The 14,348-nt window shown below is 31.3% G+C and carries 19 protein-coding genes; 9 read left to right on the top strand and 10 right to left on the bottom strand.

The window, feature by feature from the left end:
• Positions 1–5: 5 nt before the first annotated feature.
• Positions 6–905: a hypothetical protein gene (locus MOV50_RS07220; protein ID WP_321777239.1), complete on the bottom strand. Its 900-nt coding sequence runs from the start codon at positions 903–905 to the stop codon at positions 6–8.
• A gap of 128 nt (positions 906–1,033) precedes the next feature.
• On the opposite strand from MOV50_RS07220, the gene MOV50_RS07215 reads away from it, so the two are divergent.
• Positions 1,034–1,564 carry a hypothetical protein gene (locus MOV50_RS07215; protein WP_321777238.1) on the top strand — a complete coding sequence of 177 codons (531 nt, stop codon included), beginning with the start codon at positions 1,034–1,036 and terminating at the stop codon, positions 1,562–1,564.
• On the opposite strand, the gene MOV50_RS07210 is transcribed toward MOV50_RS07215, so the two are convergent.
• From MOV50_RS07210 to MOV50_RS07195, 4 genes are all read right to left on the bottom strand, one after another.
• Positions 1,559–2,920 (bottom strand): HD-GYP domain-containing protein, encoded by a 1,362-nt coding sequence (locus MOV50_RS07210; protein ID WP_321777237.1) that lies wholly within the window; start codon positions 2,918–2,920, stop codon positions 1,559–1,561. The genes MOV50_RS07215 and MOV50_RS07210 overlap by 6 nt on opposite strands.
• Before the next feature lie 134 nt (positions 2,921–3,054).
• Entirely contained in the window at positions 3,055–4,080 is a 1,026-nt protein-coding gene (locus MOV50_RS07205) for a hypothetical protein (RefSeq protein ID WP_321777236.1), read from the bottom strand.
• Positions 4,081–4,173: 93 nt separating this feature from the next.
• Positions 4,174–4,356, bottom strand: coding sequence for a hypothetical protein (locus MOV50_RS07200; RefSeq protein ID WP_321777235.1), 183 nt, complete (start codon positions 4,354–4,356; stop codon positions 4,174–4,176).
• Between the two features lie 12 nt (positions 4,357–4,368).
• The gene (locus MOV50_RS07195) at positions 4,369–4,809 is read right to left on the bottom strand and encodes a DoxX family protein (RefSeq protein ID WP_321777234.1); all 441 of its coding nucleotides are present in this window, start codon (positions 4,807–4,809) and stop codon (positions 4,369–4,371) included.
• Positions 4,810–4,939: 130 nt separating this feature from the next.
• Here MOV50_RS07195 and MOV50_RS13490 point away from each other — a divergent pair, with 130 nt between their 5' ends.
• Positions 4,940–6,037 (top strand): HD domain-containing phosphohydrolase, encoded by a 1,098-nt coding sequence (locus MOV50_RS13490; protein WP_415846369.1) that lies wholly within the window; start codon positions 4,940–4,942, stop codon positions 6,035–6,037.
• 57 nt (positions 6,038–6,094) lie between these two features.
• Positions 6,095–6,661, top strand: a complete 567-nt coding sequence (locus tag MOV50_RS07180) for an MBL fold metallo-hydrolase (protein ID WP_321779647.1) — start codon at positions 6,095–6,097, stop codon at positions 6,659–6,661.
• Between the two features lie 32 nt (positions 6,662–6,693).
• On the opposite strand, the gene MOV50_RS07175 is transcribed toward MOV50_RS07180, so the two are convergent.
• Both MOV50_RS07175 and MOV50_RS07170 read right to left on the bottom strand, forming a co-directional pair.
• Complete coding sequence (locus MOV50_RS07175) at positions 6,694–7,038, bottom strand: hypothetical protein (protein WP_321777233.1); 345 nt, start codon at positions 7,036–7,038, stop codon at positions 6,694–6,696.
• A gap of 85 nt (positions 7,039–7,123) precedes the next feature.
• Complete coding sequence (locus MOV50_RS07170; RefSeq protein WP_321777232.1) at positions 7,124–7,729, bottom strand: Crp/Fnr family transcriptional regulator; 606 nt, start codon at positions 7,727–7,729, stop codon at positions 7,124–7,126.
• Positions 7,730–8,015: 286 nt separating this feature from the next.
• On the opposite strand from MOV50_RS07170, the gene MOV50_RS07165 reads away from it, so the two are divergent.
• The 4 genes from MOV50_RS07165 to MOV50_RS07150 are packed head-to-tail and all read left to right on the top strand — an operon-like array spanning position 8,016 to position 10,027.
• Entirely contained in the window at positions 8,016–8,675 is a 660-nt protein-coding gene (locus MOV50_RS07165) for a DUF234 domain-containing protein (RefSeq protein WP_321777231.1), read from the top strand.
• 2 nt (positions 8,676–8,677) lie between these two features.
• A complete protein-coding gene (locus MOV50_RS07160) occupies positions 8,678–9,214 on the top strand; it encodes an RBBP9/YdeN family alpha/beta hydrolase (RefSeq protein ID WP_321777230.1) in 537 nt (178 codons plus the stop codon).
• Positions 9,215–9,255: 41 nt separating this feature from the next.
• Complete coding sequence (locus MOV50_RS07155) at positions 9,256–9,480, top strand: hypothetical protein (protein WP_321777229.1); 225 nt, start codon at positions 9,256–9,258, stop codon at positions 9,478–9,480.
• Positions 9,473–10,027 carry a GNAT family N-acetyltransferase gene (locus MOV50_RS07150; protein WP_321777228.1) on the top strand — a complete coding sequence of 185 codons (555 nt, stop codon included), beginning with the start codon at positions 9,473–9,475 and terminating at the stop codon, positions 10,025–10,027. The genes MOV50_RS07155 and MOV50_RS07150 overlap by 8 nt, the downstream gene beginning before the upstream one ends.
• Positions 10,028–10,036: 9 nt before the next feature.
• On the opposite strand, the gene MOV50_RS07145 is transcribed toward MOV50_RS07150, so the two are convergent.
• On the bottom strand, positions 10,037–10,480 hold the full coding sequence (locus MOV50_RS07145; protein ID WP_321777227.1) for a DUF4395 domain-containing protein: 444 nt from the start codon (positions 10,478–10,480) through the stop codon (positions 10,037–10,039).
• A gap of 97 nt (positions 10,481–10,577) precedes the next feature.
• Between MOV50_RS07145 and MOV50_RS07140 the strand changes: the two genes are divergently transcribed.
• Together MOV50_RS07140 and MOV50_RS07135 are read left to right on the top strand one after the other, a co-directional pair.
• The gene (locus MOV50_RS07140) at positions 10,578–11,774 is read left to right on the top strand and encodes a molybdopterin-dependent oxidoreductase (RefSeq protein ID WP_321777226.1); all 1,197 of its coding nucleotides are present in this window, start codon (positions 10,578–10,580) and stop codon (positions 11,772–11,774) included.
• Between the two features lie 6 nt (positions 11,775–11,780).
• The gene (locus tag MOV50_RS07135) at positions 11,781–12,077 is read left to right on the top strand and encodes a sulfite:cytochrome C oxidoreductase subunit B (RefSeq protein ID WP_321777225.1); all 297 of its coding nucleotides are present in this window, start codon (positions 11,781–11,783) and stop codon (positions 12,075–12,077) included.
• A gap of 14 nt (positions 12,078–12,091) precedes the next feature.
• On the opposite strand, the gene MOV50_RS07130 is transcribed toward MOV50_RS07135, so the two are convergent.
• Together MOV50_RS07130 and MOV50_RS07125 are read right to left on the bottom strand one after the other, a co-directional pair.
• A complete protein-coding gene (locus tag MOV50_RS07130; protein ID WP_321777224.1) occupies positions 12,092–12,559 on the bottom strand; it encodes a hypothetical protein in 468 nt (155 codons plus the stop codon).
• Positions 12,560–12,644: 85 nt separating this feature from the next.
• Positions 12,645–14,327: a diguanylate cyclase gene (locus MOV50_RS07125; RefSeq protein ID WP_321777223.1), complete on the bottom strand. Its 1,683-nt coding sequence runs from the start codon at positions 14,325–14,327 to the stop codon at positions 12,645–12,647.
• Between the last annotated feature and the right edge of the window lie 21 nt (positions 14,328–14,348).

The following is a 14,348-nucleotide window of genomic DNA, read 5'->3' as shown; positions in this document are numbered from 1 at the left end:
AATGCTCATTTAATATTGTAAATATCATTTATTATATTTTGAAGTTTTACAATATCTTGATAATCAAAATAACTTGGAATTTTTCCATCTTTATAGCTTTGTGAGTCAAAACAAGAAAATTTCTTTGACATAAACATATATATATTGTTATTTACAAATGTCAAAGAAATATCATCTTCAATTAAATTTAATATTTTTAATATTTTTTCTTCTTCCATATTACTTAGTAATTGAGATACTACAACATGCTTATCACTGTATTCTGTATTAGTTGTAAAGCCATTTTTTAGTCCATTTGATATTTGCTTTAATGAAGGTATTACTTTTTTAGAATATACATAAATAGGAAAATTAGATAAATGTATATTTTCAATAGATATAAATAATCCATGATCCATTTGATGTAAAGAAAATGGTAAAACAGGGTCTTTTAATGAACTATAATCTAAATAAGTAGAAGCAATTTTAACAGTATTGTTATCGACTCTATATTTAAAAGCCCAAATTTTCATTATTGTCATAGATGCAACAATATAATTATATAAATTGAAGAAATTAGATTCTTGAGCATCTGATTTGAGTTCTATATATTTTATAAATTCTGCATCTTTATTAATAGCTAATAATATTTTCGGAAAAATTGTTCTTTTTAGTATCTCATGGTATTCATATCTAAAAGCAATTGAACCAATATAATATATCATTGCAGAAGAAAAAAGTGCCATAATAAAGAACATTTTATGTAAATTATATTGATTTGATAAAACTAACATTCCTATCAATATAAATAGCAAGCCATAGCTCAAAGTATTATGCTTGTTTTCAGCACTTTTGACCTTGCTTTTTAAGTTATTAATATCTGACTGAACATCTCTTTCATAAAGTTCTATAAAGTTATTATCCATATTTATAATCCATATATAATATATTTTAAAATATTATAGCACAAGTAAGAATAGCCCTTGAAACCAACTTCAAAATTAAAAGACCACTTCTCCGCTATAATCTTATAAACCAAACACAAGGCAAAAAAATGGGTTCACAATACAAAAACTTAAAAGATTCAGACATTGAGTTTATAAAAGCACAGAAGCTTTTTTATCTTGCTAGTTCATCTGGGAAAGAGGTAAATCTTTCTCCTAAGGGTTATGATTCCATCAGAGTTTTGGACAACTCTACATTAGTTTTTATGAGTTATCCAGGAAGTGGAAACCGTACCTATACAGATGCTAAAAATGATGGCGAGTTTACTCTGGTCTTTAACGCCTTTGAGGGAAAAGCAAACATAACTAGAATCTTTTGTAAAGCTACCCTCATAGATGCAAAGAACGAAAAATTCGTTAAGTACTCAGAACTGTTTGGCGAGCAAGAGAGTATTGTTAGAAACTTCTTTGAGTTTCACATCTACGCTGTTGAGTCTAGTTGCGGTGAGTCAGTTCCAAAAATGGACTATATAGAAGATAGAATGTCACTAAAAAAATGGGCTGTTAAAATGGACAAAAATCAAAAACTAGAAGAGTTCAAAGAAAAATACTTCACTCCGCCAAACCTAAAGAACTTATGATAACTCTGTGATTATCTTTTGGTATTTATCTTTGTTGTCTATAACAATATCCACTAGTTTTGGGTCAAAATGTTTACCACTCTCTTTTTGAAGTACTTTTATGACTTCTTCTAACAACCATTTCTCTTTATATACACGCTGAGAAAGAAGTGCATCAAAAACATCTACAATAGCAACAATACGGGCATATATAGATATATTTTCACCTACTAAACCTTGTGGATATCCTGTGCCATCATATTTTTCATGATGCCCGTAAGCGATTATTGCCGCTGTTCGTAAAATCTTACGATCTGAATGATTTAAAATTTTATATCCTAAAGTAGCATGTTCTTTCATTACCTCATACTCTTCACTAGTAAGTTTTCCAGGTTTGTTTAAAATAGAATCACTTATTCCGACTTTTCCAATATCATGTAGTGGAGATGCGAACTCTAAAAGACTTACCTCTTCTTCACTCAAACCATACTCTTTTGCAATAAGTGCACTTATAAGTGAAACACGCTTTGTATGTAGTCTAGTTTCTTTTGAACGAAATTCTTCAATGCGCCCTACTGCTAACATAACTTCTTTTAGAGTCAACTCTATTTCTTCATTTAGATTTTGTAGTTCTATATTTTTTTTAAATAATTCTTCTTCTTTTTCTAATATATGGTCGTTAAACTTGTTGATATTTTCTACAACATCTTCAAACTCTTTACTTTCATATTTTGAACTGTCTATAGTTCTTTGAAATTTATAAGCATTTTCTTCATCTTGAATAATATGTGATAGCGGTTTACGAATATATCTTTCGATGACATGGAACATATTTAGCATTATTATAATTGCTAAAAACAACAATATGCCACCTATCATATAACTATTTTGTAAAACAGCAACCTGATATGAGTTGATATTCATAGTAATGTCAACTGCACCAAGAACTTCTCCATCTTTTGCATTATGGCACTCTAAACAGTTTAAAGTTCCTTGTGAACTAGCAATGTATGGAATAACAGCTTCGATTGTACTGTTCATATCATCAAATAAGATAAAAATTTCTTTTTTCTTTAAAATTTCTCTAAGGGAAGGTGTCAGTTTTTTTTCATTTAAAGTAGATTCTCCGTACTGTTCATTTACAGACTCAGCACGAATAATTTTTATAGATTTTATCTCATATATCGAAGAGACCTCATTTAAGAAGTAAGCTCGTTCATCCATAAAACCAGCTTTCATATGCGAGGTTAGACCAGCTTTAACTATTTCTGATACTGAGACAATTTGTTTTTTTATAACGAACTCAAAGAAACTTCTATAGCTCAGTCCAATAACAGCCCCAACAATAAGTATGGATACAAGAAATACTTTTAACAATTGGGTAAGTGTAATATTCTTTATACTATGCTTTTGCATTTTATCTCACTAATAGTGATTTCTATATATTATAAGAATATTTATTATAATCTAAACTTAAATTAAAAGAAGTGCTTTTTTAGCACCTCTTTTGTTTAAGCTTGTAAAAGTTCAGCTAATGGGTGAGAATAAGATTTATCAGCCTTTGCCTCAGCTAATCTAAACTCCGCATTTTTATCTTCTTGAATCTCTCTAGATGCAAAATCAATTTGTGAGATATTTCCGCATGAGCCATCTTCATTTAAAAAGATGCCGCAACTCTTCATCTCTCCTAGAGTTTGATTGGTCGCTGTTTTAAAAGTAAACTCACTACTGCTTGAACCCAAAAAGATAGCTCCTATACCCATCTCTCCTAGTCCAACCAACTCTTTTTCATTGTCATCATCATTTTTTAGCCAGATTTGAAGTTTATCAAAGATACTGTCATTTTCATCTATCCAATGGTTACCATCGCTATCATAAGCACTTAGTTCTCCAAAACCATTACCTGTCATAGTTCCAAAAAGTTCACTTCCTTGATTTACAATGCCATCACCATTTTTATCAAGAGCTAAAAAACCACTTCTGCTTGCTAGTTGAGAGATTTGGTCACTCTTTCCATCATTGTCTAAATCAAAGGAAAAAGTGTCTGTACTTAAAGATGGAATATCGCCATCAAGATTAATGACAAGAGGGTCAAAGCTACTATAAATATCAATACGATTTTCAATAGCAAAACTTCTACTCATAGAAAAGTTTAGATTTAAATCAATTGTCCCTTTATCTGTTTTGACATGTCCTAATGTAGAGAAGTTCAAACTCTCATGCTCTTCATATCGTTGCATCATTGAAAAATGTGTATAACCAAAAGTTTCTTGATTTTCTTCGGGCTCTTTTTGACTTTTGTCTTGAAGCATCTGAAGGAGGTTTTGTATGATTGAGTTGATAGTTTTTGTGGTGTCACTAAAGTAACTATTAAAACCATCATTAGGTTTGATTCCATCTTCACCCAGCAATTTTGTTTGCTCTTTTGTCACTGGTTCGTGAGTAAAAAAGGTGGAAAAACTAAACTGAGTTTCTAACTCAATTCTTGAGAAGGAGTGTTGTGATTGCATCGCAATCTCATGTGACTTTATTTTCATGATGTAGCCTTTTTGTATCATCCTTGACTACTTTAATTTTGGGAATATCCTTGTACCCGTTTAAATATTATAGCAATTACGATACCAAAAGACTCATTCAAAAAAAGAAAAAAAGGCTTTTTTCTTTTTAGGTACATACTCATTTTTTCTCTCATCTATGAAATTAGGGTCACCTTTTTCAAACTGCTCTTGTGAAACTTTTTGTATATGTTTTTTGACTTTGTTAATTTCGATATAACCATTACTTCGGCTTCCGCCACCATGAGGCATACACATAATATCTCCTTTTTAGCTTTTATCGCCAAATATTTTTCTATCAAGTGAGAACTTACCTGCTCCACTAGAAACAAATATCGACAAAAATAGCATATAGTATAAAGGTATCTCAAAACCATTCTCACCTGCTGAAAAACCATTTGGTAGATGCACAGTTACAATAGCTACTATCATGATAACTATTAAAGGTAAAGAAATCAAACGCGTTAAAAATCCAAGAGTCAGTAAAACGACTCCTAAAAGTTCCGTACTTGCCGCCATATAGGCATTTAAAAGAGGCATCGGAATCCCCATAGAACCAAACCACTGGGCAACTGAGTCTATATCCGCCCACTTGTTCATCGCTGGTTCGTAAAAACCATAAGCAACTGCTATCCTTGCAAAAAGTAAAGCTGGTGCTTGAAGATGTTTTGTTAAATCACTAAACATTAAATATAAATTTTTAAAATTCATCATAAACTCCTTATTTGTTAGTATCCGTATTTTAACACATAAGTGTATGCCTGTATGTAACCTTAATCACATAAGAGTTACTATTTTGTTTGTGTTATACTACTTGCATATTTGTACAAGGGGATTGATGATGTTTGAAAAGCACCGTTGCAATATGAAACCTACTGAATCTTATCTACGAATAATTTTAGCTACTCTTATACTTTTTTTTAGTGTTATTAACAATTCTATTTTTTTAGCTCTTTTTAGCTTACTTATTTACTACACAGGTTTTAAAAAGTTTTGTTTTATTTACTATATATTTAAAATAAACGAAAAATTTAGTGTTGAGAACTATTATCTATCTCTTTTACCAAAACATCGTCCATCTCCTGTTTTTATATTTGACATAAACGGAAATATTGTATTTCAAAATCAAACGGCAAAAAAAGAACTTCCAAATATTAACTCTATCTCAGATATGTGCATAAAAGAGTATGAAAAAATCATTAGTAAAAATACTCTAGAAAATTCTATGTTTAAATATGAAGAAAAATTTTATAAGATTGATTTAAAAGGTATCTCAAGGGAAAAATTTGTTTTAGCTTATCTAACAGATGTAACCGAAATCATGGAGTTAAATGATGCCATAGAAGACACTCAAAAAGAGGTTATCTATGCCATGGGAGAAATTGGCGAAACACGCTCAAAAGAAACAGGAAATCATGTAAAAAGAGTAGCACTTTACTCTAAAGAACTAGCTCTTTTATATGGTTTATCTTACGAGGAAGCAAGTAAACTGGAAATGGCATCTCCTATGCATGATATCGGTAAAGTCGGAATCCCAGATGCTATCTTAAATGCTCCTAGAAAATTAACTAAAGACGAGTTCCAAATCATGAAAACACATGCATCTATGGGTTATGATATGCTTAAAAGTTCGAACAAACCAATACTCCAAGCAGCAGCCATAGTAGCAAATGAACATCATGAAAAATATGATGGAAGTGGTTATCCAAATGGAACTTCACAAGAAAATATACATATATATGGTCGTATAACAGCAATTGCGGATGTATTTGATGCTCTTGGCTCACATAGAGTTTATAAAAAAGCTTGGGAATTAGACAAAATCTTAGAACTTTTTAAAGATGAAAGTGGTAAACATTTTGATCCAAAACTTGTAAAACTTTTTTTAGATAACCTAGATATATTTTTAAAAATACGCGATAAGTTTAAAGACTTATAATGAACATAAATCACTTAAAAAGCTATTGTAATGTTGCAGTTTCTCCAAGCGGAGTAAATACTCACTGGAAATTTAAATGAAATATATCCTCTTGTTATTTCTACTTACAAACCTACATTTGTAAAAGCTGTTTTTTTTACTTCTAGAGAAAAGAGTTTAAAAATTATTGCACCACAAAGTGACTCATTTGAGATTATTCCTTTTGAGATAAAAGCAAATAAAATTATTACAAAAAAATACAAAGACTTTACTCTAAAACTTATAAGGGTACATCATGGCATAGTCCCTGCACTTGCACTTAGGATTGAAGTGGATAAAAAAAGTATCCTTATAAGTGGAGATACAAATAACGAAGATAAAAACCTGCAAAAGATAGCAAAAAATGCAGATATATTTATAGCTCATCACGCCATAACACAACATTCAGGAAGATTCGCAAAAGATTTGCATATGCAACCTTCTATCATCGCCCAAGTTGCTAAAGATGCAAATGTAAAAAAAGTAGTTTTAACTCACCGAATGAAAAGAACTTTAAAAAATGAAGATGAAAGTCTAAATATTATAAAAAAAGTTTTTAAAGGAAAAGTACTTTTTGCAGAGGATAGGATGAAGTTGAAATTATAACAGAGAATAATCTCTGCTATAAAAAAGAAAGACTATTTTTTACCGCCACACTTTCCAGAGCCACATTTCATCGCTTTTTTAGAAGCTTTCTTTCCATCTCCACATTTAGACGCTTTTTTATCGCCTTTACAACTTGTACAAGTTTTACCATTCGCTTTAAGCGGTTTTTCCATAGAAGCACCACATTTACCTGCGCCACATTTCATCGCTTTTTTAGAAGCTTTTTTGTCACCACCACATTTTGAAGCAGATTTTTTCATAGAACTTCCACATTTACCAGCACCACATTTCATGCCCTCAGCAGTTAGAGAAACTGCGCCTAATCCTGTAAAAAGAGCTGCACCTAAAAGTAATGCTACTAAGTTTAATTTTTTCATTTGAATCCTTTAAAATTTAATCTAAAATGATTGTAACATAAAAGTAACTAACACCTATGTAACCAATGTTACATAAGTATAGTATTTAGCAGATTTCTATTTGTAATCGTGAAAGCTTAACTATATTATTGTTCTCAAAGCCTTTTAATATTCTACTTATTACCTCACGAGAAGTTCCGATAATATCTCCCAATTCCTCATGAGAAATATGAACTATATTTTCATCTTGAGATTGTAACCAGTGAAGTATGCGAGTGTCTAAAGATGAAAAACGAATATCTTCTATCATCGTTGCCATCGCTTCTAACCTTGAAGTATATTGGTCAAACACAAATTTTTGAAACTCTTTATCTTCTACAAAGAGTCTTGCTATAAGTTCTACGGGAATATCGTAACCTTCCAACTCTGTTTCAGCTATGGCAGTTCCAACCGCAGGAGCACTATTGTATGTACTTGTAAAGTTTACATTACACTGCTCGCCCTGCTCAAAATAGTAAAGTAAAACACTTTGACCATTTTCATGCTGACGAACTACACGAACGCGCCCCTTTGTTAAAAATAAAATCGTAGAACAAATATCTCCTTGAGAGTAAAGTTGCATTCCAGCTGGAACTTTCATAAAAGTTGATGATGCTAAAAGTTCTTCCTGATTCTTTGTTTCTAACTTAGTGAAAAATTCAAACTCTTTCATAAAACTATCCTTATGTAATAAATACTTTATTAATGTATAATACTGAAAATTTATTAAAGGCTTTACCATCAGCTTAGACACTTCAAATTTAACAAAACAATTTAGCACTTTTTACACAGACAACAAACTTGATAACCTTGATAGAGCATTAGAACTCTTTAGTGTTTTTGGAGGAGAAGAGTGGGGAGATATTGATACCAAAACTCCAACTTTTGAACTTATAAAAAAACTCATTTTAAATGATTATACTTATATTCGTAATGATATAAGTGACACGACAACAGGAATGCCTCTTTTCCACTCAATACTAAGCGGTATTGCCCTTGGAGATGGAAGAACTCACTCTGCATTTAAAAAGGCAAGTGTTACTCATGAAGTTGGCATGAAAGCAGTAAATGAACTTTGCGAAATAGGGATTATAAGACTAGAGGCTTCTCGTAAAGAGTTTACAACTTGGGCAGATGACTATAAAATCTCAGACAAACTTCTTTTTAACACACCATTTATGCGTTTTTGGTTTGCTTTTGTATCGCCTATTTTTAAAGGCATAAAAGATGGAGATTATAAAGAAGTTCAAAAAAGGTTTGAAAATAAACAAGCTGATTTTATAAGTTTTATGTTTGAGCAACTATCTTTAGAGTTAGTAAAACTTGAATTTAAAAATGACCCAATTGTTGAGAGTGGAAGTTACTGGGATAAAGATGTAGAGATAGACCTCTATGCCAAAACAAAATCTGGAAAAATCATAGTCGGTTCATGTAGATACTCAAATGCTAAAATCAAAAAAAGTGAACTTACAAAACTCCAAGAAAAATGCGAAAAAGCAAAAATAAAAGCTGATATATTTGTTATATCCTCAAAAAAAGGTTTCTCTAGCGAACTTAAAGCACTAAAGGGAGATAATTTAAAACTCTTTACTCTTAAAAACTTAATAAAGTTGGTTTGATTATGAAAGAAAAAGTTTTACTTCTACATGGTTGGGGAGGAAGTGATTTTCCTCATTGGCAAAGTTGGCTTGCTGGGGAGTTAGCTAAGGATTATGGTAAGGTTAGCTTTTTAAAGTTCTCAAACTTTGATTTTCCAAATAAAGATGATTGGAAAAACGAGTTAATCAAAGAACTTGATGATTTTAAACCAGATATAGTAATTTGCCACTCTTTAGCAAATAGTTTGTGGTTTCATCTTTGTAATGAAGAGAATATACAGAGTGTAAAAAAGCTTTTTTTAGTGGCTCCACCTAGTTTAAACTCTAAAATAGATGAAATAGAGAGCTTTTTTCCTATCTCTGTTCCAAAAAACTTAAATGCTAAGCAAGCACTTCTAGTTTGCTCTAGTAATGACCCATATATGAGTTTAGATGAGGCAAAATCTTTACAAAAAGAACTGAATATAGAGATGCATTTAGTGAAGAACGCTGGGCATCTAAACGCTGATAGTGGCTTTGGAGAGTGGACTTGGATGCTAGAAAAACTACAAAATAACTAAAATTGTGCTATAATTTAGTAAGATGAATTAAAGGAGATGTCATGAATGTTACTCAATATACATTTCAATCACCTTCACCAAATCAGTTTCAAATGGGAAGACCAGACCCTAGTTCGCAGAAAAATGATTCAACATCAACAGATGATTCTGAACTTTCAAGCAATACAACCTCTATAATCTCAGATTCTAAAACTGTTCAAGTAAGTCAAACAAAAGAAGTTGAACCAACTATTGATTCTGGACGCACTTTAGACATATATGCCTAAACCAACCCTCTACTTTCTTAGGTCTTCTGAGAATAAAATCGCTAAAGATATACTCCATTATGCAATGAGGCTCGACACTCTCAATAAAACAGTTCAAGATTTTTCTGAATTAGATATTTACTATAAATTTTATGGTTTATCAAGTAAAGATTTGGGCTTATATGCACTTGATAACAATACAATCGCGGGAGCAGTTTGGATTAGACTGCTAAAAAAAGAAGATAAAGCAAATGCTTTTATAGATGCTGATACTCCTGTTTTACAAATCGCTGTAAAACCTGAGCTTAGAAACAAAGGCATAGGTTTTGCGATGATGGAACAATTTTTCATAGAAGCGGCAGCTAGTTTTGAGCAAATAAGTCTTAGTGTTGTTAAAGACTCAGATGCTATAAGATTTTATGAAAAATTTGGGTTTAGTAAAGTTGAAGGCTTAGATGCCCTTAGTATTGTTGACGACAAACCTGTTATTACCATGCTTAAAAAACTCATCAAAAAAGAGATTGTTAGACCAAGTGATGGTTATGACCCTAGAAAATGGATGGATTAAAACTAAACTTCAACTCATAAAGTTTGGATAGATTTTTTTGATAATAAAGTAAATCTTACAACCAACACAATAACCAAACAAAACTTCTAAAAAAGTACAAGCCAATAGTGCCGCAGCAGTTATATGCAAAAGAAGTGTTAAATCAAGCAAACCTTCTATAACCAACATTACTGAAAAAAGAAGCCCAAACTGAGCAGCTAATCTTTTTGCTCCAGCATCTGTCATATTTGCTTTAAATCTAAATATCCGTTTTACAAGATGAGAGAGTTGATAGATAGGACTATATGGTTTATGTCCATAGATGCGAATAGCAAAATCAACAGTTAAAAAAATGAGTAAAAAGATTTGAGATGTAAATAGATAAATAATAACTACAACTGAAACAAAAAATGCTCCTATTCTAACAATAGTTCCATCTATTTCTCTAAATGCAATTGGGCATGAAATGTCCATCTAAAAACCTTTTTTTCGTATTATACTCTTTTTGTAAGAATTAAAACTTTTTCTTATAAATTATGCTAAAATCATTAAAAAACTCTTAAGGATATATATGCAAAGACGCAACTTTTTAAAACTCTCTGTAGTGGCTTCTTCCCTGCTTTTTGGCTCATCTGCCCTTGCTAGTTTTACATCTCAACCTCGAAGTTCTCAAAGAGTTTCAAAAATTGCATTCCCTGAAAAAAAACCACTTATTACTTACTCTGACAGACCTCCTATCTTAGAAACTCCTATTGATTTTTTTACAAAAGCCATCACTCCGAATGATGAGTTTTTTGTTAGATGGCATATGCCTAAAATTCCTACACATAAAGATATTGATATGTATCGAATTAGCATAAATGGTTTTGTTGAGAATCCTCTTTATCTATCCATAAAAGATTTAAAACAAAACTACGAACAAGTAGAAATTACAGCTGTTGTACAATGCGGAGGAAATTCTCGTTCAGCATTTTCACCAATAACTGGTGGCATTCAGTGGGGAAGTGGGGCTATGGGTTGTGCAAAATTTAAAGGTGTGAGATTAAATGATGTTTTAAAAGATGCAAAAACTTCTAAAGGTGCAAGTTGGGTAGGTTTAAATGGTGATGACAAAGCCGCTTTTCACAAAACTGCAAACTTTGTAAGAGAGTTAAAACTTGATGAAATCCAAGACGATGTCATTATTGCTTATGAAATGAACGATGAAGAATTACCTTTTTTGAACGGTTACCCTGTTCGTCTTATCATACCGGGAAACTATGCAGATAGTTGGGTAAAGATGCTAAGTAATATAACTATCTCAAAAGAATACAAAGAGATGTTTTATATGGATAGAGCTTACCGTATCCCAGATAATGAGTGCGAATGTGAAAGCCCCGATGCTTTAGTTCTCAAAACTAAAGCAATCCAAAAGATGAATGTTAAGTCAATTATTGCTTATCCAAACTCTGAAGATACTTTTAAAATAAATTCTAATATTAAACTAAAAGGTGTTGCTTTTGATAGTGGTAGCGGGATAAAAGAGGTTCAAATATCCATAGATGCTGGTAAGACTTGGCATAAGGCCGGGCTTGAAAAAGAACTATCTCTTCACGCTTTTAGAGCCTTTAGTTTTGCCTTTAGAGTAAAACATAAAGGAAAACTCACATTAATGGCAAAAGCTATTAATAATCTTGGAGAAGCTCAACCTTTTTCTAAAGATATTGCTTGGAATCATGGTGGATATAGATATAACGGAATCGATAGCACTACTATTGAAGTGGTATAAATACAAATGAAAATATTATTATTAACATTATTAACTTTTATGAGTTTATCAGCAGAATATACTAAAAATATAAAACTACCTAACATTACTTTTGTTATGGCAAAAGATAAAAACTTTACAGCTATGCAGAGAAATTGTCAGTGGTGTCACTCTTATGGATATATACTAAACCAAGGTAATCAATCAAAAAAGTTTTGGAACAAGGTTGTTGTTAAAATGAGAGCCGTTTATAAAGCACCCATAACAGACAGAGATGAGAAGATAATTACAGAGTATTTATTTAAGCACTACGGGAAGAAGTAAGTAACAACTAGCTCCTAAAAAAGAGCTGGATGTCCACCTTTTTGATTTTCTTGGTAAGTTGAATAAGCTTGAACCGCATTGTTTTGTTTTTGAACATCACGAAGTGTTTCAATTATACTTGCTGTATCATTTTCGCCTAAAGAAACTTTACTATCGCTTGTAACTGCTAAGTAAATTTCTACTTGAGATTTTTTAGATTGCGTACCTAAATAATCAGTTGCAACGCCTCTTTGTGCATCCTTTGTAGCTTGCTCTTCATCGCTTGCTTGTGTAGCTTTTTCTTCTTGTTTGTTTGCAACATTTAACTCACCTTGTGGTGTGAGTGCAACTCCACCATCTTTTCCTGCTACCAAATTGCCATTACTAGCTTTGTAAATATCTTCGTTACTGTGCGTAGGCTCAGGTTTTGGTGCAATCTGTTGAACAGGTTGTTGATAAGCGTTCATTGCTGCAAAATTATTTGTTTGGCTTGAAACTTGCATTATCTTAGTCCTCCTTTTCCTTATTATTTAATCATTATAGCAAAAAAGAATGTTAATTTAGTGTGGAACTAATTTATACTTTTTCTTAACCTATCATATAAGTATTTCTACCATCTTTTTTAGCAGCGTACATAGCATTATCTACTCTTTTAAAAAGTGTCTCTTCACTATCATTTTCCATATAGATGCTAAGACCAAAAGAAGCTGTTAGTTTAAGTACAGGAGCAAAAGATGTTTTTGCTATAACTTTTTGAAGTTTTTTAGTCAATCTTTCTAAATCTTTTACACTTACATGATTAGCAATAATTACAAATTCTTCTCCTCCCCATCTAGCTACAAAATCATCTTCTCTAACATTTTTTGAAAGTATAGATGCAAATTTTTGTAAGACACTATCACCAACCGCATGTCCATAGTTGTCATTAACAAGCTTGAAGTAGTCTATATCTACAAGAATTAAGCCAAATCTTTCTTTATATCTTGAAGCACTTTTTAATTTCAAACCTATTCTCTTTATATATTCTGCTCTATTATGCACTTCTGTCAATAAGTCATAAGTAGAAGTATGTTCTAACTCTTTTGTAGTAACTCTAATAAGGTGTATTAATGCTTTTTTTACAACATCATATTTTTGTGTAGAAGAGCTATTTAGGGTTCTTTTTTTAATTTTTGCTGTTTCTGAAAGTGTTAAAAAAGTCGTTGTTATATTTAAAAGTTCTGCAATATTTGAATCATGAAAATACTCTCCATAAGTAAAAAAGCCAACAGTTGGGGCTAAAGATTCAAGTATGTTCATCTCCTCTTCAAGCTTATCTCCCATCAAAAGTTTTCTTTCTGAGCATGAATAAACAAAAATAGATTCAGCTGGTATCTTTTTATAATAACTAAAATATTTAGCCGTATCATTTATAACATCGTCCATATTACCTATGCTAAATCTAACAACATCTCCCTGTTCAAAATTTCCTGCAAAAACTAAAGCATGCTCTGGAGTATAAGAAATAGCTCCTCTTGCTATTAAAAACTTATCTCGTTTTATAATAAGTGGAAACTCTAAAGAAGAAAAAGGGAAGTCATTTATGATATCTTTACCTAAATATTTTTTATATATTTCCATTACAGGAGTATGGTCTAGTTCATATAAAATATTACCCTCAACCTTGGTAACTATCATATCTCTTCCAATCGGTGTCCAGTTTAATAGATAATCACTATTTACTATTAACTCATCTGAGTTTAAACTTGCGATAACACAAGCATCTTCACCATAAATCTCACCATCAAATACATAAGTTTTTTTAAACTCTAAGTTATCTCCTGCTCTACCACCAGCTATGGTAATATCAGGTTTTAAAAGAGATATTTCTTTAAGTAGTCGCTCAGAATCACTCTTTAGTCCATCACTAAATATGATTAAAGCTTTAGTATTATCTGTGATTAAATCATCTTTAATATCACTCGTTCTAAAGTTTCCATCTAGTTTATAAAACTTTGATTTTACTACTGTCTTCTCAAATACACTAATAGAGATAAGTGTGGTTTTATTGTAAATCTTATGTTTATATATCTCGCCACTTGTTGTCGTTCCAAGTATGCTAGAGTGAGGAAGTAATTTTTTTAATAAAGAAGAGATTTTTAAACTATGTTTCTCGTCTATAATGCCAGTAAATACTTGAATCAAAATATTTTCATACTTAACAATATCGTTTGATTCTACAAACTCTTTTAAAGCTTTTTCATTTTCAAACTGAGTATTAAAACTTTTCATATAATCATTATGCCATAATAC

It is taken from the genome of Sulfurimonas sp., assembly GCF_029027585.1.
Taxonomy (GTDB): Bacteria; Campylobacterota; Campylobacteria; order Campylobacterales; family Sulfurimonadaceae; genus Sulfurimonas.
Note: the sequence above shows the minus strand (reverse complement) of the source record. Positions and strands in the feature narration are given on the sequence as shown.